This window comes from Streptomyces sp. NPDC048057 (assembly GCF_040653095.1).
Lineage (GTDB): Bacteria > Actinomycetota > Actinomycetes > Streptomycetales > Streptomycetaceae > Streptomyces.
Genome location: NZ_JBEZNF010000024.1, coordinates 69,519 through 93,086 on the forward strand (window position 1 = coordinate 69,519; position 23,568 = coordinate 93,086).

The 23,568-nt window shown below is 71.5% G+C and carries 19 protein-coding genes; 6 read left to right on the forward strand and 13 right to left on the reverse strand.

Annotated features, from left to right (window positions below; genetic code table 11):
* Positions 1–137 precede the first annotated feature (137 nt).
* From AB0E05_RS26585 to AB0E05_RS26595, 3 genes are all read right to left on the reverse strand, one after another.
* Positions 138–1,064 (reverse strand): DMT family transporter, encoded by a 927-nt coding sequence (locus tag AB0E05_RS26585; RefSeq protein WP_361967832.1) that lies wholly within the window; start codon positions 1,062–1,064, stop codon positions 138–140.
* Between the two features lie 241 nt (positions 1,065–1,305).
* Entirely contained in the window at positions 1,306–3,180 is a 1,875-nt protein-coding gene (locus AB0E05_RS26590; protein WP_361967943.1) for an ABC transporter ATP-binding protein, read from the reverse strand.
* A gap of 40 nt (positions 3,181–3,220) precedes the next feature.
* Complete coding sequence (locus tag AB0E05_RS26595) at positions 3,221–3,610, reverse strand: TetR/AcrR family transcriptional regulator C-terminal domain-containing protein (RefSeq protein WP_361967834.1); 390 nt, start codon at positions 3,608–3,610, stop codon at positions 3,221–3,223.
* Here AB0E05_RS26595 and AB0E05_RS26600 point away from each other — a divergent pair.
* Positions 3,593–4,192: a hypothetical protein gene (locus AB0E05_RS26600; RefSeq protein ID WP_361967836.1), complete on the forward strand. Its 600-nt coding sequence runs from the start codon at positions 3,593–3,595 to the stop codon at positions 4,190–4,192. The genes AB0E05_RS26595 and AB0E05_RS26600 overlap by 18 nt on opposite strands.
* A 14-nt stretch (positions 4,193–4,206) precedes the next feature.
* Here the strand turns inward: AB0E05_RS26600 and AB0E05_RS26605 are convergent, their stop codons facing one another.
* The 3 genes from AB0E05_RS26605 to AB0E05_RS26615 all read right to left on the reverse strand — a co-directional run bounded on the left by AB0E05_RS26605 (position 4,207) and on the right by AB0E05_RS26615 (position 6,527).
* A complete protein-coding gene (locus tag AB0E05_RS26605) occupies positions 4,207–5,298 on the reverse strand; it encodes a methyltransferase domain-containing protein (protein WP_361967838.1) in 1,092 nt (363 codons plus the stop codon).
* Positions 5,299–5,454: 156 nt separating this feature from the next.
* The gene (locus AB0E05_RS26610; protein ID WP_361967840.1) at positions 5,455–5,691 is read right to left on the reverse strand and encodes a DUF397 domain-containing protein; all 237 of its coding nucleotides are present in this window, start codon (positions 5,689–5,691) and stop codon (positions 5,455–5,457) included.
* A complete protein-coding gene (locus AB0E05_RS26615; protein WP_361967842.1) occupies positions 5,688–6,527 on the reverse strand; it encodes a helix-turn-helix transcriptional regulator in 840 nt (279 codons plus the stop codon). The genes AB0E05_RS26610 and AB0E05_RS26615 overlap by 4 nt, the downstream gene beginning before the upstream one ends.
* A 266-nt stretch (positions 6,528–6,793) precedes the next feature.
* Between AB0E05_RS26615 and AB0E05_RS26620 the strand changes: the two genes are divergently transcribed.
* Entirely contained in the window at positions 6,794–7,108 is a 315-nt protein-coding gene (locus AB0E05_RS26620) for a hypothetical protein (RefSeq protein ID WP_361967844.1), read from the forward strand.
* Between the two features lie 135 nt (positions 7,109–7,243).
* Positions 7,244–7,621, forward strand: coding sequence for a helix-turn-helix transcriptional regulator (locus tag AB0E05_RS26625; RefSeq protein WP_361967846.1), 378 nt, complete (start codon positions 7,244–7,246; stop codon positions 7,619–7,621).
* A gap of 668 nt (positions 7,622–8,289) precedes the next feature.
* Here the strand turns inward: AB0E05_RS26625 and AB0E05_RS26630 are convergent.
* Positions 8,290–8,838, reverse strand: a complete 549-nt coding sequence (locus tag AB0E05_RS26630; protein WP_361967848.1) for an SMI1/KNR4 family protein — start codon at positions 8,836–8,838, stop codon at positions 8,290–8,292.
* A gap of 28 nt (positions 8,839–8,866) precedes the next feature.
* On the reverse strand, positions 8,867–13,567 hold the full coding sequence (locus AB0E05_RS26635) for an RHS repeat-associated core domain-containing protein (RefSeq protein WP_361967850.1): 4,701 nt from the start codon (positions 13,565–13,567) through the stop codon (positions 8,867–8,869).
* Between the two features lie 232 nt (positions 13,568–13,799).
* Between AB0E05_RS26635 and AB0E05_RS26640 the strand changes: the two genes are divergently transcribed.
* Positions 13,800–14,387, forward strand: a complete 588-nt coding sequence (locus AB0E05_RS26640; RefSeq protein ID WP_361967852.1) for a 3'-5' exonuclease — start codon at positions 13,800–13,802, stop codon at positions 14,385–14,387.
* 97 nt (positions 14,388–14,484) lie between these two features.
* Here the strand turns inward: AB0E05_RS26640 and AB0E05_RS26645 are convergent, their stop codons facing one another.
* The 4 genes from AB0E05_RS26645 to AB0E05_RS26660 form a co-directional block, all read right to left on the reverse strand.
* Positions 14,485–15,537, reverse strand: a complete 1,053-nt coding sequence (locus AB0E05_RS26645; RefSeq protein WP_361967854.1) for an HD domain-containing protein — start codon at positions 15,535–15,537, stop codon at positions 14,485–14,487.
* Positions 15,538–15,569: 32 nt separating this feature from the next.
* Positions 15,570–16,358, reverse strand: a complete 789-nt coding sequence (locus AB0E05_RS26650; protein WP_361967858.1) for a hypothetical protein — start codon at positions 16,356–16,358, stop codon at positions 15,570–15,572.
* Positions 16,359–16,681: 323 nt separating this feature from the next.
* Positions 16,682–17,452: a hypothetical protein gene (locus AB0E05_RS26655; RefSeq protein ID WP_361967860.1), complete on the reverse strand. Its 771-nt coding sequence runs from the start codon at positions 17,450–17,452 to the stop codon at positions 16,682–16,684.
* A gap of 86 nt (positions 17,453–17,538) precedes the next feature.
* Positions 17,539–19,230: a serine/threonine-protein kinase gene (locus AB0E05_RS26660; protein ID WP_361967862.1), complete on the reverse strand. Its 1,692-nt coding sequence runs from the start codon at positions 19,228–19,230 to the stop codon at positions 17,539–17,541.
* Positions 19,231–19,477: 247 nt separating this feature from the next.
* Here AB0E05_RS26660 and AB0E05_RS26665 point away from each other — a divergent pair, with 247 nt between their 5' ends.
* Together AB0E05_RS26665 and AB0E05_RS26670 are read left to right on the forward strand one after the other, a co-directional pair.
* Positions 19,478–20,026 carry an RICIN domain-containing protein gene (locus AB0E05_RS26665; RefSeq protein WP_361967864.1) on the forward strand — a complete coding sequence of 183 codons (549 nt, stop codon included), beginning with the start codon at positions 19,478–19,480 and terminating at the stop codon, positions 20,024–20,026.
* A gap of 423 nt (positions 20,027–20,449) precedes the next feature.
* On the forward strand, positions 20,450–21,838 hold the full coding sequence (locus AB0E05_RS26670; RefSeq protein ID WP_361967866.1) for an aspartate aminotransferase family protein: 1,389 nt from the start codon (positions 20,450–20,452) through the stop codon (positions 21,836–21,838).
* 48 nt (positions 21,839–21,886) lie between these two features.
* Here AB0E05_RS26670 and AB0E05_RS26675 read toward each other — a convergent pair whose 3' ends face one another.
* Positions 21,887–23,392, reverse strand: coding sequence for a TerD family protein (locus AB0E05_RS26675; RefSeq protein ID WP_361967868.1), 1,506 nt, complete (start codon positions 23,390–23,392; stop codon positions 21,887–21,889).
* Positions 23,393–23,568: the final 176 nt, after the last annotated feature.

Sequence of the window (23,568 nt, forward strand, 5' to 3'; positions counted from 1 at the left end):
CCCCTGCGCCTCGCGGGCACGGGAATCCCCTGCGTCCCTCAAACCTCCGCCGCAGCCCGTAGGCGAATGGCGGGGGAAGCGAAACAGGGGCGCTGGGGTCCCCCCACGCCCTCAGGGCGTAGGGGGCGGGGCGTGGGCTAGCCCGAGACGGCGGGGCGCTCGGGGCGTGGCCCCGAGGACTGGAACGCGATGGACGCGAGGACCACCACCGCGCCGCACACCTGCGCCGTGGCCAACCGCTCCCCCGCGAACGCGACCGACAGCACCGTCGCCGTCAGGGGCTCCAGCAGCACGCCGATCACCGCCGCCGTCGGGCGCACGACGCGGAGGGCCGTGAAGTACGCGACGTACGCCACCGCGGTCGGCAGGAGGACCAGGAAGGCCAGGGCGCCGACCGCGTCGGGGCGCAGCGGGAGCGTCATGCCGGACGCCGCGGCGGAGGGGAGCAGCACCAGGCCGCCCGTCAGGAAGCCGAGGCCCAGGTCGGCCGCGTTCGCGGGGGTGGTGCGGCGGGCGAACCAGAGGGAGAACGTCGCGAAGCTCGCCGCGGCCAGCAGCGCGAGCGCCGTCCCGGCGAGCACGGGGCCACCGGGCACGTCGTCGCCGCCCAGCAGCAGGAAGAGTCCGACGACGGCCAAAGCGACCGCGCCGGCCGTGCGGGCGTCCGGCAGCCGCCGGTCGAGCAGTGCCGCGCCCGCGGTGATCATCACCGGAGCCGCCACCATCGTGGTGAGCGTGGCGAGGCCCACCGACGTCGCGACCACCGCCGCGAAGTACGCCGCCTGGAAGGTGGCGAGCAGCAGCCCGGAGAACCCGACCCGTAGCCACACCGCCCTGCCGGCCCCCGCCGGCCGGGTGCCCGTGGCCATCGCGTACAGCACGATCAGCGTGCCCCCGCACAGCAGTCGGTAGGCGGCCACCGCCACGGGGCCGAGGCCGGCGCGGTCCGCGAGGTACGACCCGGCGAGGCCGCCCGCGCCCCACAGGACGCCCGCGACGACGAGGAGTGCGGTGCCGTTGAGCGGCGTTCGGGCAGGGGAGGGTGAGGTCCTTGTTGCAGACATGAAAGGAAGCTCCGTCTTCGAGGCGTGTTCAGAGGTCGCCAGAAGCGGGGCGCGTCGCGGTCGCGCGGACATGCGCGAACAGGGCCTCGGCCGAGCGGACTTCGCTCATCGGCCGGGCCCGGAGGTCACCCCGCTCAGCCGCGGGGCGGCGGGGTGCTGGTACGCCATCGATGCATGCGGCACAGGCTACGGCACGGCCGGCACCCACCCCGGGCGCCGGCCGTGCCGAAACAGTTCGCGGTCAGCTGACGGCAGCCTTCTCGCCGCGTGCGAACTGCGTGCGGTACAGCTCCGCGTACCGCCCGTCCTGCGCCAACAGCCCCTCGTGCGTACCGCGTTCCACGATCTCGCCGGCCTCCACCACCAGGATCAGGTCCGCCGAGCGGATCGTGGACAGCCGGTGCGCGATGACCAGCGCCGTACGGTCCGCCAGCGCCTCCGTGAGGGCCGCCTGCACCGCCGACTCCGACGTGTTGTCCAGGTGTGCCGTCGCCTCGTCGAGGATCACCACCCGCTGCCGCGCCAGCAGCAGCCGCGCGATCGTCATCCGCTGGCGCTCGCCGCCCGACAGCCGGTAGCCGCGCTCGCCGACGACGGTGTCGAGCCCTTCCGGCAGGGACCGTACGAGGTCGGTCAAGCGGGCCCGCTCCAGCGCCGACCACAGCTCGTCCTCCGTCGCGTCCGGCCGCGCCAGCAGCAGGTTCGCGCGCACGGACTCGTGGAAGAGGTGCCCGTCCTGGGTGACCATGCCCACCGTGCCGCGCAGCGAGGCCGCGGACAGGTCGCGCACGTCCTCCCCGCCGACGCGGATCGCGCCGCCGTCCACGTCGTACAGCCGCGGCAGCAGGCTCGCGATCGTCGACTTGCCCGCGCCCGAGGTGCCGACGAGCGCCACCGTCTGCCCGGCCTCCGCGCGGAAGGAGATCCCGCGCAGGACGTCCTCGCCGCCGTGGGTGTCGAGCGCGGCGACCTCCTCCAACGACGCGAGCGAGACCTTGTCCGCCGACGGGTACGCGAACGTCACGTCCGCGAACTCCACCGACACCGGCCCCTCCGGCGCCTTCCGGGCGTCCGCCCGCTCGTCGATCAGCGGCTTGAGGTCCAGCACCTCGAAGACCCGCTCGAAGCTGACGAGCGCACCCATCACCTCCACCCGCGCACCGGCGAGCGAGGTCAGCGGTGCGTACAGCCGGGTCAGCAGCAGCGCGAGCGCGACGACGGAGCCGGGCTCCAGGCTGCCGCGCAGCGCGTACCAGCCGCCGAGTCCGTACACCAGCGCCAGCGCGAGTGCGGACACCAGGGTCAGCGCGGTGATGAAGACGGTCTGCACCATCGCCGTCCGCACCCCGATGTCCCGCACCCGCGCCGCCCGCGCGCTGAACTCCCGCGACTCGTCGTCGGGCCGCCCGAACAGCTTCACCAGCGTCGCGCCCGGCGCGGAGAAACGCTCCGTCATCCGCGTCCCCATCTCGGCGTCGAGCTGGGCCCCTTCGCGCTGGAGCGCGGCCATCCGGGTCCCCATGCGGCGCGCCGGGACGACGAAGAGGGGCAGCAGGACGAGGGCGAGCAGGGTGATCTGCCAGGACAGCGTCAGCATCACGACGAGGGTCAGCACGAGCGTGACGAGGTCCCCCGCGACCCCCGACAGCGTGGTGCTGAACGCCCGCTGCGCGCCGATGACGTCGTTGTTCAGCCGGCTGACGAGCGCGCCGGTGCGGGTGCGGGTGAAGAAGGCGACGGGCATCTTCTGCACGTGGTCGAAGACGGCCCGCCGCAGGTCGAGGATGAGCCCTTCGCCGAGTCGCGCGGAGTACCAGCGCTCGACGAGTCCGAGGCCGGCTTCGGCGACGGCGATGAGGGCGATCAGCAGCGCGAGTCGCACGACGGTCTCGGCGGCGCCGTCGGACACGATCGCGTTGACGACGCGGCCGGCGAGTACGGGGGTGGCGACGGCGAGCAGCGCGGTCAGCACGCTGAGGACGAGGAAGACGCCGATCGCGCGGCGGTGGGGGCGGGCGAAGGCCCAGATGCGACGCATGGTCGCGGGGTTGAAGGGGCGCCGGTCCTGTTCGGCGTGCATCGCTTGGTATGCCTGCGTCCAGGCCGTGGTCTCCATGCTCATGGCCGGAACGCTATGACCTCAACCAATCTTGAGGTCAAGTGGTGGGCGTGTGGGCCGCGATTCCGTCGAGAACGGTCTCCAGGCCGAGCCGGAAGGACGCGTCGAAGTCGCCGCCGCTGCCGCTCGGTGCGGCGTGCTGGGCGAGCGTGGGATACAGCTCCGCCCGGCGGTCCAGGTACTCCTGGGTCCGGCGCCGCAGCGCGCCCTCCGCGGCGGGGTCGCGCTGGCGGGTGCGCCACACGTTCTCCGCGGCCGTGTAGCCCTGGACGAAGTAGGTCAGGGCGCCGACGGCGGTGGTGAGCCGGGGCCCGTCGAGCCCGGCTCGGTGGAGCAGGGCGTACACCCGTTCCGAACGGGCGAGGGCGTGCGGGCCGAGCAGCGGGCGGCCGGGGAGTACGAGGGCGGGGTGCGCTCCACCCTGCACATCAACCGCGACCTGCCGTTCAACCTGGCCGACCTGCTGTACGTCGTCGCCCACGAGGGGCACCCCGGCCACATCGCCGAATCCCTGCTCAAGGAGCGGGAGCTGGTCGAGGAACGCGGCTTCCTCGACCAACAGGTCCGGTTCATGCTCGGCCCCAGCTTCGTCATCAGCGAAGGGCTCGGCCTGCACGCGCAGGACATCGTCTTCCCGGACGACCAGGCCCAGGCGTGGCTGACCGACCACGTGCTGAGGCCGAACGACATCGCCCCGGACGGCAGCGACTTCGCCGCGGTCCACCGGGCCCAGAACATGCTGTTCGGCGTCTGGGCGAACGCGGCGTTCCTGGCCGCCGAGGGCCGCCCGGACTCGGAACTGGCCGCGTACCTCTCCCGCTGGGCGCTGCTCGCCGACACCGAGACGCCTACGGCCCTGACCACCCTGCGGTCCACGGGCATGGCCCTGTACGTCCTCGGCTACTTCCACGGCTGGCGCCTCCTGGACACCTGGCTCTCCGGTCCTGAACGTGAGGTGCGGGTGCGCCGGCTGCTCACGGAGCAGTTGCTGCCGGCGGACGTGGGCTGACTCTTCTGCGGGCCCTACGGCCAGCGGGGCCCCGTCACGGGGTCCTTCGCCCACGCGTACTGCCGGTGCTCCTCGACCGTCAGCCCGAAGTCGTACCGTGAGGGGCACCCGAGCGCGCTCCACGCCTCCCAGGCGCGGTCGAGTTCGTCGGCCAGCCGACGGGTACCGCCCTGGTGGGCCGTGGCGGTCCCGTCGCCGTTCGCGGCGATCACGGCCCAGGAGGCGTCGTCGTACAGCCACGCGTTCAGCCCGTCGTCATCGGCCGCGACGGTGACGTGGAGATCGGGAAGGGCGACGCGCAAGGTGAAGCGAAGGTCCCAGTCGTCACGCAACGGCGCCAAGTCGCGCCGCCACGGCCCCTCGTGCTGGGGTTCGCCGTGACCGCGCACGGCGACGAAGTCCGGTGACGCGGTGGCGGCGGCGTTGCGGTCGGGCATGAACTGCGCGAGCCCCTGCACCCACCCCGACGCCGAACGACCGTCGTCGGCGACGGTGAGCGCGACGTGCCCGAGCCGACCCCACGGCAGCACGATGCGCCCACCGGGCCGGGTCTGCGCCACCCACGCCCAGGGCACGCGATCCACGGCGTATGTGGCAATGACCCGGTCGTACGGAGCGGTGGCGGGCGCGATGGGGTCGGAGGCCCCGAGCGACCCGTCACCGACGCGGCCCCGGACTCCCGGCGCGTGTTCCCGCAGCCGTACGCGTGCGGTCTGAGCCACCGTCGGGTCCGTCTCCACTGTGGTGACCCGCTCGGCACCGACCCGCTCCGCGAGCAGCGCGGCGTTCCATCCGGTGCCGGTCCCGAGTTCGAGCACCCGGTGTCCGGGCTCCAGAAGGAGGGAGTCGAGCATGTCCACCACGACGGCCTGGCACGACAAACTCGACGTCGCAAGACCGTCAATGACCTGGGTGATGGCCGCCGCGTCGGGGTCGGCGTAGAGCAACTCGACCCACGGGGAGGGGTCCACGGCCCGGTCCACGGGGACGTAGGCGTTCCCGTCCCAGTGCCACAGCCGGTCCGGAGCGAACAGATCTCGCGGTAGCCCGGCGACGGCTTCCCTGATCCACGGGGACCGGCCGGGCCAGCCCCCGTGCTGCTCCATGACCCGATCAAGCATCGCGCGTCGGGCCGGGAGTGCGTTTGCGATCACTTTCCCGTGCCTGCCAGACGGTTCAGATACATCAGATGGAGGCGACCACAGGTGCGTACGCCCCCGTCTGGATCGAAGGAGGGCGCGTACGCACCTGTGTGCGGCGCCTTACTTGGTCCAGGTGAGGAAGGCGTCCCAGGCCGTCGTGTCGACGGTGAAGACGGGGCTGTCGGCGAGCTTGGAGTCACGGACGTGGACGGTGTGGGGGCAGGCGGCGACCTCGACGCAGTTGCCGCCGCTGGCGTTGCTGTACGAGGACTTGCGCCAGTCGAAGGCGACCTCGATGCACTCGCCACCGCTGGAGCCGCTGTAGCTGGACTTGAACCACCGGAGGGACTCGGTCATTGATGCTCTCCTGCCAACTGCTCGATGAGGCCCAGCGATGCTCGGGTATCCAGGGCCTGTGATCGGATCTTCGCATAGCGCTGGGCGTACATGCTGGCCTTCCCTGGATCGCTGACCAGGACGCTCTCCTCCTGGATTTCTACATAGACCACGTGATCGTGATCCGGCGTCTCCGCCAGTGTCAGTCCACCATCGACTCCAGCGTGCTTACCGCTGAGCCCGCAGTCGAGTGGGAGCACTTGGATCGTGACGTTGTCTCGCTTGACGGCCTCTAGGAGGAACAGCAGTTGTTGCCGCATGGTCTCCGCGCTCCCGATCGTGCGCCTCAACACAGCTTCGTCCAAGATGAGTTCGATATGCGGTAGAGGCTTGCGGTCGAACAGTGCCTTCCGCTCCATCCGGATCTCGACCAGTTCGTTGACCTGCTGCTGGGTGAGCGGCGGGTAGCCGCCACCGATCACCGCCCTTGCGTAGTCCTCCGTCTGGAACAACCCGTGTACGACCGTCGTCGTGTACAGGAGCAAGCTCAGAACCTTCTGCTCAGCCAGCGACCAGTCCTTGAACTGCTTCGGCAACTTCTCCAGCCGCACCGGCACCCGGGCCGCCGCGAAGAAGCCCATGCCTTCCCCAAGGTGTTCCTCCAGCTTCTGGAGCATCTGGTCGCTCACGGCCTGTGTGTACCTCTCCATCCCGCTCACCGCCTGCGCGCTGTACCCCATCGCATCGCCGAGTTGCTCCTGCGTCCAGCCCTTCTTCAGGCGCAGCTTCCTGGCCATCTCGGCGATCATGCGCGCGGTCGGCCCCACGGTGCTCCTGACGCCCTCAGAACCAGTCATCTTCGATCACTCCTTGTCGGGTTCGGGCTCCAATGGACTCAAACGGACTCAAATTTCTTCGGCGGATTTCCAGGGAACAACAAACGGCATTCAGGCCGCCCTACAGAGGCCCCGGACAATCCGCGCAGCCATGGAAAACGCTATCCGTGCATCTCGACAATGTCCCCGTGAACAGAGAAAGTTGCCTCCTTGGTGCCGGTGTGAACTGGCTTCCGCACGCTGGAATCGACATCCGGAAGGCCGGGCTCCATTTCGATGCCATCCGCGTGGACGGCGACCCCGGCCGCCGCCTCGCGACCCTCCTCGAAGGCGTGACCGTCGGCGATCCCGGCCCCATCTACGTCCGTTCGTCCGGGAACCGCGCGGTCTACTTCCTCCTGGCGCCCGGGAGTACGAAGCTGAGCGACTGGCCCGACGGGATGACGTGCTTCAACCGGGGGCCGAACCGGGTGTGTTACGTCCCGCTGCCCGCCGTCGGCGGCGGCACCTGGCCCTTGGCCTGGTGGTTCCCGCCGACCGGGCCGGACGACTTCGTGCACCCGTTGCTCCTGCGTAACGCAGGCTTGGCCGTGCTCAAGTGACGACGGAAGCCTGTCCGGGACGCGTCCCGGACAGGCTCCACGACCCCAAAAGGGTTCCCACGCGGTTAGATTTCCCCTCGGGCGCTGTCCAACACACAGCGGTGTTGCAGCTCGCCCAAACAGGGGGAATGAACGATGCTCCAGAAGCTCTACAGCATGCCCGCGTATCACCAGTCGAGCCTGTTCAAAAGGTCTCAGGAATTCGTCCGACAGAATTTGAAGGACCCTGACCTCTGCCCCGACGCGGTGGCCGCGGCGCACCATGTGTCCACCCGCCATTTACAGCGGGTGTATCAGCACCACGGTTACACCGTCGCCGCATTTATCCGCCACGAACGCCTGGACGCAGCGCGTCGCGACCTCGCCGACCCGATGCAGTCGCACCGCCCGATCCACGCGATCGCCACCCGGTGGGGCTTCTCCCATCCGGCCGTCTTCACCCGCACGTTCCGCACGGTCTACGGCCTCTCGCCGCGCGAATACCGGACGCACGCGTCCCTGGTCGCCTCCTGATGCTCTGACCAAGCACGGTCTCCCGGTCCGACCACGGACCGGGAGACCGGTAGCGGGGCGGGCACAGGACGGTCGGCCGCCGCCCGGCCCGGCGTGACCGGTCACGTTCAGGACCCGGACGCGAGCGTGACCTCGGCGAAGACCCCGGGAGCGCAGCCCTCACCCGGGGCCATCGGGAGCACGGGAACCTCACATGTGACCCGCGCACTCTTCCGGCACTCCGTACGTGCGATGAGTAATGCCGGATCTTTTGTCGGACTGCCGAGCGGCCTCCGCGAGGGCCTTGTCCTCCGCAATCCACAGTGCCAGCAGCTCGCAATCCACCTTCAGGGGCGGCCTGATGGAGGGCGCCGGTTTCCCAGGCGCCCGGCTCTCGCCGTTCAGGAGCGTGGTGGCCATGAGCCCGCCGACGCATAACACCGCCCAGAAGGCCACGAACCAAGAGCGGGCGCTCATCGACGGTCCGGACAGTGGGCGAGCGACCTGCTACCTGTTGCGACCCGTTCCCCAGTGCGAACCCTCGTATCCAATGCCTCTCCCCTGGCACGTCGGTTCCAGCACCGTACTCCAGCGCATGGTTCACGCAGTGTGCCGGGCTCAGGCGGACGTGGAGTTCACGCCTCGTGGTCGTCAACGGGGCGTGACCGGCGTGGCCGGCGTGGTGCCGCTCAGAGGATTTCGCTGTTGGGGTCGAAGGCGTGGCTGGGGGGCGGGAAGTCGTCGAAGTAGAAGCTCTGGATCTCGCCGGTGAGGATTCCGACGACGAAGTCCGCGCACCCTTGGGGGTGTCGCTCCCATGCGGGACCGCGGCCTTCGTTGAGCATGACGGACCACTCGGCGGGTGCCTGGTCCGGTCGTGCCAGCCAGTACAGGTAGGCGCCGCTGCCTTCGACGTAGGCCCAGGGGATGAGCCTGGCGGCGTCGGGGCTCTCGACCTCGGTGGGTTTCGGCTCGCCCGAACCCCACAACTCCGCCAGCTCTGCGGCGCGTTCGCTGGTCTGGGCCACGAGGTCGTAGTCGGTGTCGACGCAGCCGGGTTCGAGGAGCCAGATGGTTTCGTCGAACACTCCGCCGCCGTACGCCTCGACGAGTTGCTTGTAGTCGTCGGGCAGCGCGGTTTCCAGGGCGGCTTCGACCTGCTGCCAGTCCGGAGCCGCGGGACGGTCCTCCGGCGGGGGGACGAGGTGGGTGAGCCGGGTGACGGACGGGTGGGTCACGGGTTGCTTCTCCGGTTCTGGTGGCGATCTACCGGTTGGCCGGCTTGGGGACGTTCAGGATAGTGATCTCGTTGGTGCGGCTGCCGCCTTCGTAGGGCTCGAACTGGAAACCCTTGTTGCCGTAGACCTCGATGGTCAGCGCCACGGGCACGACGTCGGTGGGGTCGTCGGTCCGGTAGACCGGCTTCACGGTGTACTGGATGGTCTCCTTGTCGTCGTCGACGGCTTTGCGGATCTGGTCCTCGATCTTCCGCATCACCGGGCTGTTCGCGTACCGGTGCATGGTGACGAAGTTCCGGGCGTCCTTGTTCGAGCCCCCGATCTGCGCTCCGAGCAGGTGGGTCTTGTTCAGCTTCTTGTACTTCTGGTAGCCGGGGACCTTCGCCGACGGGTTCGTCCTGCCTCCGGTCATGTCCAGCCCGATGGTGGCGTGCATGGTGGTGGCCCGGCCTCCGGGACCGGGGGTGCCGTAGATGACGCGTCCGCCCCAGGACACGTCGGCTTCGTCGCAGGGCGCGAGGCCGAGGGGGTCGGAGAGGGTGAGCGGGTTGTCGACGTAGGCGGTCGGGTTGAGGGCCGCGGCCAGCCCGAGGGGGTCGGTGGTGAGGTAGCGGGCGGTTTCCGGGTCGTAGTGCCGGAAGTAGTTGTGGTGGAGGCCGGTCTCGGGGTCGAAGTACTGGCCGGGGAAGCGCAGGGGCGTGTGCGCGGTGGCGTCGCTGTTCCACACCGTGGCGCCCCAGAGCGTGGACCGGGTGTACCAGGCCACGGCGCCGGTCGCCTCGTCGACGAGTTCGGTGGGCGTTCCGATCCGGTCGGTGACGATCGCGAAGAACCGCTGGTCGATGACCTCCTGCGGCGCGGTGGCCAGTGCCTTGGTCTCGATCTGGGTCAGTGGGGTGTAGTCCCTGTGGTCCCAGGTGAGCGTGATCGCTTCGGGGACTCCGTCGAGGTGCGTCGTCTGCTCGACGAGGGTCGATCCGTCCCAGACGAACCGGGTCTCCTCGGCGACGGTCGTCCCGTCGGGGGCGAGGCGCTGTTTGGCGATCCGGCGGCCCAGGGGGTCGTAGCGGTAGCGCCAGCGTGTTCCGTCGGGCGTGGTGACCGCGGTGAGGTGGTCCTCGGCGTCCCATTCGTAGCGCCAGGTGTCGGGCTTGCGGGAGAGCCGTGCCTTCTGCCGGAGCACCACCCTGCCCTGGGCGTCGTACTCGTAGCGGACGTTCCCCGCCCGGGCCAGGCGGCTTCCCCGGTAGGAGCGGTCACCCCGCGCTTCGTTCCCGGGGTGCGAGGCCGGCCAGTCGGCGAAGGTCTGGTTGCCCCGTTCGTCGTAACGGTAGGTCTCGGTCCAGCCCGGGGCGCTCACCCCCGTCACGCGCCCGACCTCGTCCAGGGTGTAGGTACGCTCCCCGTTGCGGTCCGTGACCGCGGTGACGGGGCCGTCGCCGCGGTACGCGTACGTGCGCTGCTGGAGCGGGTCCGGCGATGCGGGGGAGAGGAGGGTCTGCTCGGTCAGCCGGCCGGCGGTGTCCCAGGTGTGCGTCAGCGAGAGGGAGTCCGTGATCCGACGGTGCACCTCGCGGCCCGTGGCGTTGTACTCGAAGGCGAGGGCGCGGCCCGCCGCGGTGAGCGTCGCGAGCTGGCCGGCGTCGTCGTACGCGTAGGTCGTCACCGTGCCGGACGGGGTGGTGCGCCGAGTGCGTCGCCCTGACGGGTCGCACGCCGTGCTCAGCGTCCGGCCGTCGACGGCCTCGCCGACGACGCGTCCGGCGGGGTCGTAGGAGAACGTCAGGGCCGCGTCGGGGCCCGTCGCGTGCAGAAGGCGTCCGCACGGGTCGTTCTCGTAACGGATCCGAGCCCCGTCGACCGACTTCTCGATGAGGTTGCCGACGGTGTCGTAGCCGTAGGTGGTCTCCTGGCCCGCGGCGTTCGTCCGGGACGTGAGCTGGCCGACCGGGTCGTAGGCGTAGCCGCTGGAGCTGCCGTCGTAGTCCGTCTCACCCGTCAACCGTCCCGCTGCGTCGTACCGGTACGTCCAGGTCGAACCGAGGGGATCGGTGACGTGGGTGAGCCGGCGTTCGCCGTCGAACGCGTACGTGTGGCGAACGCCGGCGGGTGTGACGACCGCGACGGGCAGGTCGAAGTGCGTGTACTCGTAGGTCGTCACCCGCCCTTGGGGATCGGTGTGCGTGACGCAGTTGCCCTCGCCGTCATAGGTCCACTGTTCGGTGCTTCCCTCCGGACCCGTACGGGCGACCAGTCGACCTTCGACCGACCAGGCCAGCCGCGTCGGGCCGCCGAGCGGGGTGGTGAGCGTCGAGGGACGGCCGAAGGGGTCGTGCTCCTGGCGGGTCGTCGATCCCGCAGGGTCGGTGATCGCCGTGGCGAGCCCCGCCGGACTGCGCTCGACACGGATCGTCCGCCCCACCGGGTCGGTGACGGACGTCAGACCGCCGCGCCCGTCGTAGGTGAACTCCGTGGTCTCGCCGGCCGGATCGGTCAGCGAGACGCGGTTGCCCTGACCGTCGTAGCCGTGGTGCCAGGTGGCGCCGTCGGGTTCGGTGAGGACGGCGAGTTGGCCGAGGCGGGTGTATTCGGCCGTGGTGCGGTGGCCGTCCGCCCTCGTCACGGCGGTGGGGCGGCCCGCCCCGTCGTAGGCGACCTGCGCCGTCCTCCCCAGCGGGTCCGTCACCGACACGACGCGGTCGTCGGCGTCGTACCCGGTCAGGAAGGTGTGCCCGAGGGGATCGGTCACGGCGACGACCTGGAGCCGGTCGTTGACGCGGTAGACGGTCGTGGCGCCGAGCGCGTTCGTGTAGCGGGTGACCGTGTGGGTGGAGTCCGGGACGGGTTCGTACGTGAAGGAGGACGAGAGGTAGCCGTCGGGGCCGACGGTGCGGGTGACGCGGCCGGCGGGGTCGTACGCGTAGCGGTAGGTGGAGTCGTTGCGGTCGGTCCACGAGGTCATGCGGGCGTCGGTGTCGTAGCCGAAGCGCAGCGGCAGCCCGGAGGAGTTGGTGACGGCGTCAAGGTTGCCGTCGTGGTCGTAGCCGTAGGTGAGGACGGTGACGGGGCCGTCGGGGGTGCGCAGGGACAGTCCGTGTACTCGACCGCTGCGGGTGGTGAGGGCGACGTGGTAGCCGCCGTCGTGGACCACCCGGGTCGGGGCGCCGTCGGGCGTGCGGTGGAGGGTGATGCCGTTGCCGTGCCGGTCTTCGACCTCGGTCAGCCAGTACGCGGTGGAGGCGTGGTAGGGGCTGCCGGAGAAGCTGCGGACCAGGCCCGACTGCGGGTCGGTGACCGCGTAGGTCGTGACGTCGCCGGCCACGCCGGCGTGGGTGAGGGGCAACTGCTCGCCCTCCAGCGGGAGGACGCCGTCGGGGTCGTCGGGGGTCGGCAGCCGCGGGTACAGCAGGACGGTGCCGTCGTCGCGCGCCCACAGCGCACCCTGGCCGCGCGGGTCGAGTTCGATGCGCTCGTCCAGGGTGGAGGCCCAACTGCGGCCGAACCAGTGCCCGTAGCGGTACCCCGACAGATGCGTACGGCTCAACACCAGCGGGAGCACGCCGGGCAGCGAGAGGTCCGTCTGCGCGAGCTGCATCTCACCCGTGGCGACGTCGACGGGGTCGGTCTCACAGGTCCGCTTCGACGGCGGGATGCTGTTCGCCCGCGCGTTGAGCTGCGCTCCGTTGAGGGAGTTGGGTTTGGTGCGGGTGTCGTCGGGGTGTTTGCGGGCGGGGTCGCTGGGGTTGGTGCGTTTGTTGGTGAGGTCGTCGTCGTCGCGTTTGCCGCTGCCGGTGATCTTTTTGATGCGGTCGTCGATGTCTTTGTCGGTGTTGCGGTGGGTTTTGGAGCTCTGCCCGAGGGCGTCGGGGAGCTTCTTGCCCACGTGGTCGCCGAGGTGCTTGTGGCCCTTGATGAGTTTCTCGACGACGCCTTCGATGGTGCCGTCGAGGACGGCGGTGAGGGAGTCCTTGCCCTTGGCGCGGCCGTGGTGCCCCTTGGCCTTGTCGATCTTGCCTTTCGCGCGGCCGTCCATCGACACCTGGACGTTCGCCAGCCTGCTGCCGGTCGAGCCGTGCGCGTCGTGATCGATCCCGAGGGTCCCGCCGGGGCCGCTGCCGCCGCCTCCCGCCGAGTTGATCTGGGTGCTGCCGTCCGCGCCGGTCACGTCCATCGCGGTCTGGATCGCCAGATCGGTGACGATGCTTTCCAGCGCGGCCACGGCGGGCTGGGTGAGGGTGGCGGTGATCTCCGCGACCGCCGCCTCCGCCATCTCCTTGAGGATCTTCTTGAACGCGATCCGGGTGGCGACGATCTTCCCACCGGCGAGGAGGGTGGTGAGTCCCATGGTGAACGGGGCCGCCGCCAGGGCGATCCCGACCGTGGCACACAGGTCTGCCAACTCACCGACGGCCGCGATCTTCCGCGCCACGATGATGTCCGCGACCCGGTCGAGCGCCCCGGCGATGATGCGGGCCGCGCCCGCGAGGTCCTTGTTCTTCCCCTGGACCTTCTTCCAGTGCTTGTCGAGCGCCGTCAGGGACTCGCTCTGCCCGGTCGACAGCAGACGTTGGATGTGTCCGTGGGCGGTGCCGGCGTCGTCGTCCGCGTCCGTCGCGAACTCCCGCAGGGCGTCCGCCATGTCGCGGTACGCGTCCTCGTCGACGTTCGGCCAGCCCACGCCCACGACGTCCAACATCGTGTCGACGCCCTCTGGAATCGTGTAACCCACGACTCATCAACCCCCGTTGAATCGCCTTTGCTTGGAACGCATCCAGCATCGCACGAACTCGTTGCGGTACCCATGCGTCGCGGATGCGGGGCTCGGGCGCGGTGGTGCAGCCCGTACCCGGCCAGGAACAGCTCTCGGCGGGGAACAACCCTGGCTGACGCGGACCCGTTGGGGTGTCCGCCCGTCGAAAACCCGGATGCCCGGCCGCGGTGGCGCGGCCTACCCTCGGCGCATGCGAACCGACGCGGCGCTCCTCAACGTCATCGACGTCGAAGCGACCTGTTGGGACGGGCAGCCGCCGCCGGGTTCGGTCAGCGAGATCATCGAGATCGGGCTGACGGTCGTCGACGTGCGGGAGCGGCGCCGCGTCTCCCGGCACCGGGTGCTGGTGCGACCCACGCGGTCCGTGGTCAGTGAGTTCTGTCGCGAGTTGACCGGGCTGACGCAGGACGAGGTGGCGCGGGGCGTGAGCTTCGCGGAGGCGTGCCGGATCCTGGTCGAAGAGCACGCGGCGGGGCGGCGGTCCTGGACGAGCTGGGGCGACTACGACCGCCGGCAGTTCGTCCGGCAGGCCCGCGCCGACTCGGTGACGTACCCCTTCGGGTTCCCGCCGGAGCGGCTGCACACCAACGCCAAGGCCGTCTTCACCGAGGCGTACGGGCTGCGCCGCCGGCCGGGGATGGCGCAGGCGCTCCAGATCGCCGAACTGCCGCTCGAAGGACGGCACCACTCGGGGGAGGACGACGCGTGGAACATCGCCGCGCTCGTCCTGGACCTGGTGGAACGGGACGCCTGGCCGTCCGCGAGCGGTCCGGGGTGAGCCCCGGGCCTCGGCGGCGAACCGGCCGGGACTGCCAGATGGGCTTCCCGGAGACGGCGATCCGATGGTCGGGGGGACGCAAGGGGGCGCTGGACGGTCAGGTCCAGCGGACGCGGAACGCGAGCGGGAGCGTGCCCAACGCCGCCAGCTCCGCGGCCAGGTCGGGGGCCGAGGTCTCCAGCCGGGCGCCGGCCACCAGCGGTGCGGAACGGTAGATCTTGCGCAGGGCGAAGCCCCACCCGTCCCACCCGTCCCGCTCCGTCCTGCCCGTCGTGACCTCCAGCCGATGCGGCTCGTAGCGGATCCGCGCGCTCTCCTCCCGCGTGGCCGCGCAGGCGTCCAGCGTCGTCCACAGCTGTGGATCGGTCATCCGCGCGAGCCGTTCGGGGCTCGGCGCGGCCGGGTCGTCGAGCAGCCGGACCACCAGCCGGCGGAGTACGGACACCGGGCCCACGTTGTCCCACGCGGTGTGCAGCCGCGCCTCCGCGGCGACCAGGCCGACGAGGACCGCGGCGGTCGCGCGGTCGGTGGAGACCGCGGCGTCCACGACGTCCAGCCGGCCCAACAGCGCCGCCGGATCCATGTCGAGTCGCCCGGCGGCCCGGCCGCTGCGTACGTACGAATCGAGATGGTCGAGGTTCAACAGGCCGCCGGCACGGTTCGTCAGCGGCGAGACCGGCTCGTTCCCGAGCACCGCGGCGACCGCGTCCACGCAGACGCCGTACTTCTCCAACACCGGCCGGACCGGGTCCTCGTGCAGCAGCCGTGCGCCGATGGCGTGGTGGTCGAGCCCGGCCACGCCCTCGAAGGTGTGGCTCAGCGGCAGATGCCCGATGTCGTGCAGCAGGGCGGCGACGCGAAGGAGTTCGTCGTCCGGTCGGAAGTGCGCGACCAGCGCGAAGACGCCGAGGGTGTGTTCGAGCCGGGAGTACGACTGGAGCGTGGTCAGCGTCGACGCACCGCCGTGGGTGACGAAGTGCAGCCGCCGCAACGGCCCGGTGCGCAGCAGCTCGACTTCCACGGGCGCGAGGCGGACGGCGATCCGCCAGAGCGGGTCGGTGAACTCGGGCGCGAGGCCCACGACGTTCGTCGGAACGGTCGGTGCGGCGGGTGCGGCGGCGCCGGAACCGTGAAGTGCGCTCGGGTCCATCGGCGCACTCTAGGCGGTGCCGCCGCCCTGATTCAGCCCAGTTTCTTCAGCTGCGCGTCCGGGATCGCCGTCGACGGCGTCGCCTTCTCGCCGATCAGCATGGTGTAGAAGTTCGCGATGGTCGCGCCCTTGCGGACCGTCACCAGGTGGGTGTCGGTGAGCTCGCCGTCGACGTCCATCATCAGGGTGTAGGCGAGGGCCTCGTCCCCGCCGCTGTACGCAGCCGGGGTCACCTTCGCCATCTTGGTCTTGTCGCCTCCCACGGTCACGGTGAAGCCGTCGGCGCACGTCGTGGCCGCCTTCTTCAGGGCCGCCATCGCGTCCGCCGCGCCGGTGCCGTCGTACGAGCTGAGCGTCGTGAAGGTCATGGTGGCGCTGTCGAGGGAGTCGGCCGCGTTCTTGAGCCCGGTTTCGATCTTCTGGTCCGTCGAGGCGCCGGAGGGCGTCGGGGCCGTCTTCGGCACCGGCATGCCCATGCGTGTCACCTGGGCGACGGCGGTGGCGGGCGTGCCCTCGGTGGCGGCAGCGGCTACGGGCCGGCAGTCCGGCTTGTCCGCGACGGCGCTCCCCGGCTTCAGGGCGTCACCCGGCTCCGGTTCCTTGAAGTCGTGGTCCTTGAGATCGGTCTTGGTCAGGGCGAGCTTCTCCAGCTCGGCCTGGGTCAGCGCCTTCGCCGTGGGTGCGGCGGCGGCCGACGGGGAGCCCTGCGGGTCGCTCTTGGCGTCCTTCTCCTCGTCCGCGCTGCCGCAGGCGGTGAGGGCGAGGCTCAGGGAGATCAGGGACGCGGCGACGGCAGTTCTTCGTACGGGGACCTTCGACACTTCGGTTCCTTCGAGAGTTCTGGTGCGGCGGGAGGGACGGCCTCGGGCCGTGCCCCGGGTCGGCGGGCAGCCGACGGAGTTGCCGTGACCTTCTTACTCGAACGGACGGACGAGCCAGGGCGCTTCGCGGTATTCGGGCCTATCACGTCGTAAACCTGACCTGGACTGGCCTGACGGTGACCCGGCGGCGATCTGGAGGTGACCTGGGGCGACGCGGCGGGCGGGCGTCGAAAGCCCTCGCTCCGGCAGCCGTGGTGCACGGCTGCCGGAGCGAGGGGAAGTGCCCAGCAGAGCCGGCGGCCTCGCGGCCGGCCGGGCACGGGTCAGCCCAGCTTCTTCAGCTGCGCGTCGGCGATCGCCTTCGGCTGCTCCGTCTTGCCGCCGATGCTCAGGGTGTAGAAGTTCGCGACCGTGGAGCCCTTGCGGACCGTCACGAGGTGGGTCTCGGATGGCTTGCCGTCCATGTCCATCGTCAGGGTGTAGGCGAGCGCCTCGTCCCCGCCGCTGTACGTGGCCGGCGCCACCTTCGTGACCTTGGTCGTCTCGCCCGCCGCGGACACGCTGAAGCCGCCGGCGCACTCCGAGCCCGCCTTCTTGAGGGCCGCCATCGCGTCCTCGGCGCCCTTGCCCTCGTACGAGTTGAGCGTGGTGGCGGTGAAGGACAGGGTGCTGAGCGCCTTCAGCGCGGCTTCCGCCTTCTGCTCCTCCGTCTGGCCGGTGGACGAGCCCGCCGGCATCGGCATGATCTGGCGCATCACCGCGGCGGTGGAGGGCGCCGGGGCGCCCTCGATGAGGGCCGAGGACAGGGGCTTGCACTCCGGCTTGTCCGAGGTGGCGCCCTTCGTCTTCGCGAGGTCGGCCGCCTTCGGGGTGTTGAACTCGTGGTCCTTCAGGTCGTCCTTGGTCAGGGCGAGCTTCTCCAGCTCGGCCTGCGTCAGCGCCTTCGCCGAGGGGGCGGCGGCCGACGACGAGCCCTTCGCGTCGCCCTTGCTGTCCTTCTTGTCGTCCTCGCTGCCGCCGCACGCGGCGAGCACCAGGCTGAGGGAGACGACGGACGCGGCGACGGCGGCCCTGCGGACGGGGGTTCTGTGCACTATCAGGTCCTTCTAGCGGAGTTACAGGGATCTGCGGCGTGGGGACGGTCACGGAGGTCGGCGCCGGAGCTGCCGGCTGCCGCCTGCTACTGCTTGGTGTAGCGGAGCGGAGCTCCGCTGGAACCGACCAGTTCCCGGATGACGGTGGCGTCGTCGGGCATCACCAGACGGCTCCACTGCCCCGGGGAGCACTTCGCCGGATCGCCGGACTCGACCTTCGTGGGGCCGAGTTCGAGGGGGGTGCGACCCGACTTCAGGACCGCCGACCACGTGCAGCTGTAGTCGGGGCCCGTGCCGGTGAGCTCCATGACCTTCTCGCCGGACGAACCGGCTGTGATGGTCATCGTACGGTCGTTCTGACCGCCTGCGGTTTCGAATTTCGCCCGCCAGGTGCCGAGGTACGCATCAGGGACCGCGCCGCCGGTGCCGCCGCCCGCGGGCGGGGCGCTCGCGGACGCCTGCGGCGACGCCCGGTCCTCCCCGTCGACCGCCCCGCCGTCCGGGCCGGATCCTGAGGCGTCGTCGGCTCCGGAGTCGGAGCCTGATCCGGGGTTGGAGTCGGGGTACGCGGCGTACAGCACGCCGCCGACCGCGGCGAGGCCCACGACCGCGGCGACGGCCACCAGGGCGTTGACCACCTTCCGGCGACGGGGCCCCCGCGGGGGCGGCGGGGCGGAACCCGCCGCGGTGGGCTCCCGGAGCGGCAGCGCGGACACCTGCATCGGCGGCGTGGGCGCCTGGACGACCACCGGGAACGGCTGGACGGGCGTCGGAGGCACGTGGGTCGGCGGTACGTGGGCCGGGGCCGGAGGCGCCTGCGCCGGCAGGGACGCCGCGTACCGTGCCGCCGCTTCCGCCGTGACCCGCTGCTGCGGCCCGGTGTGCTCCACCTCCAGCAGCCGTACGGCGTGCCGGCCCAACTCCGCCACCAGCGCCCCCGGCAGCCACGGCTCCGCGCTCGGCTCCGTCGCCGTGCGCGCCAGGACGTCGGCCGGGTCCGGCCGCTCGGCGGGGTCCTTGCGCAGACAGTCCCGTACGAGGTCGACGAGCCCGTCGGGCACGCCCGTCAGGTCCGGCTCCTCCTGCGCGATCCGGTACATCACCGCGTGACCGCTGCTGTCCGCCGCGCCGAACGGCAGCCGCCCGGTCGCCGCGAACGCCAGGATCGACCCCAGGCAGAACACGTCCGCGGCGGGCGTGACCCGCCGGCCGCGGACCTGCTCGGGCGACATGTAGCCGGGGGAGCCGACGATCGCGCCGGTGCGCGTCAGGCCCGTGTCCGTCGCGGTCTCCAGGGCGCGGGCGATCCCGAAGTCGATGACGCGCGGTCCGTCGATGCCGATGAGGATGTTCGACGGCTTGAGGTCGCGGTGGATCAGCCCGGCGCCGTGGATCGACCGCAGGGCGTGCGCGAGGCCCGACCCCAGGATGCGCACGGTGCGCTCCGGCAGCGGGCCGTGGGCCCCGGTCACCACCGAACTCAGCGCGGGCCCGGCGACGTAACCCGTCGCCACCCACGGCACGGCGGCTTCCGTGTCCGCGTCCAGCACCGGCGCGGTCCACTCGCCGCCGACCTTGCGCGCCGCGGTCACCTCGTGCCGGAAGCGCTCGCGGAAGGACTCCTGCGCGGCGAGTTCCGTCCGTACGAGCTTCACCGCGACGGTGCGACCGCGGTCGTTGCGGGCGAGATAGACCTGGCCCATGCCGCCGGCGCCGAGGCGGGCGAGCAGCCGGTAGGCGCCTATGCGGGTCGGATCACCCGGCGCGAGCTGTTCCATCGCCATCCCCCCGACCCGTCCCGCGTTGCTGGCTGGGAAGAGGATAGGCGCCGATCGCGTCGGTGCGTCCGCCAACCCTGGTCAGGGCCGCATGAAGGTCGGTTCATATGACCGGGGTTAACGGGAGCGATCCCGCTTTCATCCGTTGGCGGGAAGATCCCCCGTCGTGCCTTTCCCTTGGCCCCGTGCGGACGAACACTTTGCGGGCGGGGCGAACGGGTCGCCCGCGATTCCGAAAGGTGTTCCTATGCGTGCGGTGCGTGCGGGCATGAAGGTGAAGAGGTCGCTGCTGGGCCTGGCGGCGACCGGCGCCGTGGCGGCGGGCCTCCTGACGGCGCCGGGTGCGCAGGCGGCGCAGCCCGAGCTGTACGCCGTGCAGACCTTCGCTGACCTGTGCTTCGAGATGCGCGCGGGCACGCCGGGAGCGCCGGGGGCGGCGGCGGAGGCCGTGCTGGTGCAGGAGAGCTGCTCGTCCCTGGCGAACCAGCAGTTCGAGTTCCTGCCCGCCGGCAGCCGGCTGTTCCAGATCCGCAACCTCGACACCGAGCTGTGCCTGGACGTGAAGAACGCGAGCGCGGAGAGCGGGGCGAGGATCGTGGGCGCGGCGTGCGGGGCGGCGCCGAGCCAGCGGTTCGAGGTGGTGCAGAACCTGGAGGGGTACGAGATCCGCACCTTCGCCGACAAGTGCCTGGACGTTCGGGGCGTGAGCACGACGGCGGGCGCGCCGATCGTCCAGTCGGACTGCGCCCTCGCCAAGGAAAACCAGATGTTCGTCATCGAGGTCATCCAGCCGTAGCGCGGCGCTTGCGCTGCGGGGGAGCGGTGCGGGGCGAGGTGGCGGCCCCGCCGCCGTGCCCCTGCGGGCTGCGGTGGTCTCTGCGGCCCCGACGAACCCGCCGTGTTCCCTGCGGTGCGGTGGTCTCTGCGGCCCGGTGGGGGCTGTTCGCGCAGTTCCCCGCGCCCCTAAAAACCCCGTCCGTGACCCGCAGACGAAAAGCGGAGGTCGGCCCATCAGGGGCGCGGGGAACTGCGCGACAAGCCCACCACCGGCCCGCAGGGGCCGATGCGCCCGCAGGGAAACGGCGGGGTCGCCAGTGCGCCGAGCCGCCCGCAGGGCGCACCGCAGGGCACGCGGTGGACAGAACGACGCGGCGCACCGCCGCACCCCAGACAACATGTACCTGTTCGTCCTCGCCCGCCCCTCCCTACCCTGGCGCCCATGACCCCTCATGACGCTCCCCAGCCGCCCGCCCAGCGCCCCGCTCCGGACCCCGCCCGAGGCGCAGCCGTACGCGCCGCGGACCGGGCGCACGTGTTCCACTCGTGGTCCGCCCAGGGGCTGATCGACCCGCTCGCGGTCGCCGGCGCCGAGGGCTCGTACTTCTGGGACTACGAGGGCAAGCGCTACCTCGACTTCTGCAGCGCCCTCGTCTACACGAACATCGGCTACCAGCACCCGAAGGTCGTCGCCGCGATCCAGGAGCAGGCCGCGAAGCTCACGACCTTCGCGCCCGCCTTCGCGATCGAGTCCCGCTCCGAGGCCGCCCGGCTGATCGCCGAGCGCACCCCGGGCGACCTCGACAAGATCTTCTTCACCAACGGGGGCGCGGAGGCCGTCGAGAACGCGGTGCGCATGGCGCGGCTGCACACGGGCCGGCCCAAGGTGCTCTCCGCGTACCGCTCGTACCACGGCGGCACGCAGACCGCGGTGAACGTCACCGGCGACCCCCGCCGCTGGCCGTCGGACAACGGCACCGCCGGGGTCGTGCACTTCTGGGCGCCCTTCCTCTACCGGTCGCCGTTCCACGCGGGCACCGAGGAGGAGGAAGCGGCGCGCGCCCTGCGGCACCTGGAGGACACCGTCGCCTTCGAGGGGCCGGGGACGATCGCCGCGATCGTCCTGGAGACGATCCCGGGCACCGCGGGGATCATGGTCCCGCCGCCCGGGTACCTCGCCGGGGTGCGGGAGATCTGCGACCGCCACGGCATCGTCTTCGTCCTCGACGAGGTGATGGCCGGCTTCGGACGCACCGGCGCCTGGTTCGCCGCCGAGCACTTCGACGTCGTACCGGACCTGCTCACCTTCGCCAAGGGCGTGAACTCGGGGTACGTGCCGTTGGGTGGCGTCGCCATCTCGCCCGAGATCGCGGCCACCTTCGAGACCCGGCTGTACCCGGGCGGGCTGACCTACTCCGGCCACCCGCTGGCCTGCGCCGCCGCCGTCGCCACGATCGAGGTGATGGCCGAGGAGCGGGTCGTGGAGCGCGCGGCCGACCTCGGGGCGAACGTGCTCGGCCCGGGGTTGCGGGAGATCGCCGAGCGCCACCCGTGCGTGGGCGAGGTGCGCGGCACCGGCGTCTTCTGGGCGCTGGAGCTGGTGCGCGACCCGCAGACGCGCGAGCCGCTGGTGCCGTACAACGCCGCCGGGGAGCAGAACCGGCCGATGGCGGCCTTCGCCGCGGCCTGCAAGGAGAACGGGCTGTGGCCGTTCGTCAACATGAACCGGACCCACGTCGTCCCGCCGTGCACCGTCACCGAGGCCGAGGCGAAGGAGGGCCTGGCGGTGTTGGACGCGGCGCTGTCCGTGGCCGACGAGTACGTGGCCTGAGAGCCGGCGCCCCGACCCCGTCGGGGCGCCCGCACGCCGTCCCGGCCGTCAGTGGGTGGGCCGCGCCGTGATCGACCAGCGGCACTCCGTCGCCTGCACGGTCAGCAGCCGCGTGCCACCTTGGAGCCGGACCGTCTGGCGGAACGGCCCGGTCGCCCCGGACAGCAGGAACTCCACGCCCTCGAAGTCCGCCGCCGGCTCGTCGATGTCGTGCGGCGACATGGCGACGAGCGTGATGAAGCCGCCGGCCATGCCGGGCGCGTCCTCGATCGCCACCTCCAACTCCGCGTCCGGACCCGCGTACGCGAGGACGTCGTACGACTCCCCGTGCACCGGCTGCCCCGGCAGCAGCCGGCGGGCCGCCGACACCGGCAGCGCGGTCACCGACCAGTCGGCGTCGCCCGCCAGAACGTTCAAGCACAGGGCGTACGTGCCGGGGGCGACGGCCGGGGCGCGGCTGGTGACCGCGGGGCCGGACTCGCTCAGCAGGTCGTAGCCGGGCTCGCGGCGCAGGTTGAGCTGCTGCACCTTCACCCAGTCGTCGTTGTTGTACGTCGCCTCCAGGATCACCGGGCCGCGGGCGAAGCCCTCGGGGAAGGCGACCGTGCCGTAACCGCGGCCGTGCACGGTCTGCGGCGCGAAGGAGGGGAAGCGCTCGAACGGATCGTCCGCGGCGGGCGCGTTCCGCACCGCCGGCTGCTGGTCGTAGGCGGCGGTCTGGTAGTCGACCGCGGGCGCGTACCCCTGCGTGGGCACGGCCCCTTCGGGCAGGTGCACGGGCGCGACGGGGTCGATGATGCGGTGCCCGGGGGAGTACGAGTGCCCCGACACGGGTGGCCGCGGGGACCCGACCTGCTGCGGCACCGGCGCGAGATAGCCCTGGGTCGCGTAACCGACCTGCGGGGGGTAGCCGTTCGACGGCTGGTAGCCGGTCTGCGCCTGATAGGCGGCCTGGGGTTGGTACGCGGGCGCCTGGAAGGCGGGCGGGGGCGGCGGGGGCGCGGGCACCGCGGACAGGAACCGGGACGCCGCCCCCGGCAGCCCGAACTCCGCGGCCACGGCGGCCAGCCCGCCGGCGTACCCCTGACCCACCGCGCGGAACTTCCACGTGCCGTCCCGCCGGTACAGCTCGCCCAGCACGATCGCCGTCTCGGTGGTGGCGTTCATCACGTCGTAACGGGCGACGGGCACGCCGTCGTACCCCTGCACCTGTACGTACAGCCCCGGCACCGCGCCGAAGGCGGTGCCCTCGACCGCGGCGACCACCACGAGGCGCTGTACCTCGGGCTCCACGACGGGCAGGTTCACGTCCAGCCAGACCGCGACCTGACCGTTCCCCTCCGTGCGACCCGCGTACGCCACCGTGCCCGAGGGGTGCGGGGTTTGGGACGCGGCCACCACGTCGCCGCGGCCGGGGCGGGTGGTGCCGCCGGCGTCCAGCAGCAGCACGAGCGCGTCGAACGCCGGGACCGCGGGGGACAGTGCGTGTCCCACGGCCAGGCGCAACGGCGCGGTCGGTACGGGGGCGTTCGCGCCCCACGGGATGTTCGCCATGGTGCACATGCTGACATCCGGGACAGGACGTCGTCGACGATTACTCCGCCTGTGTTCTCGGGGAGGTGTCAACGGGCGGCATCAGGGCACGATGTGCCGGAGGGGGGTCGGTGGGGGCGGCCGGAGTCAACAGGCGCCCTGTCGGGGCACGTTCGGCGGGCAGGTGCGCTGCCGGC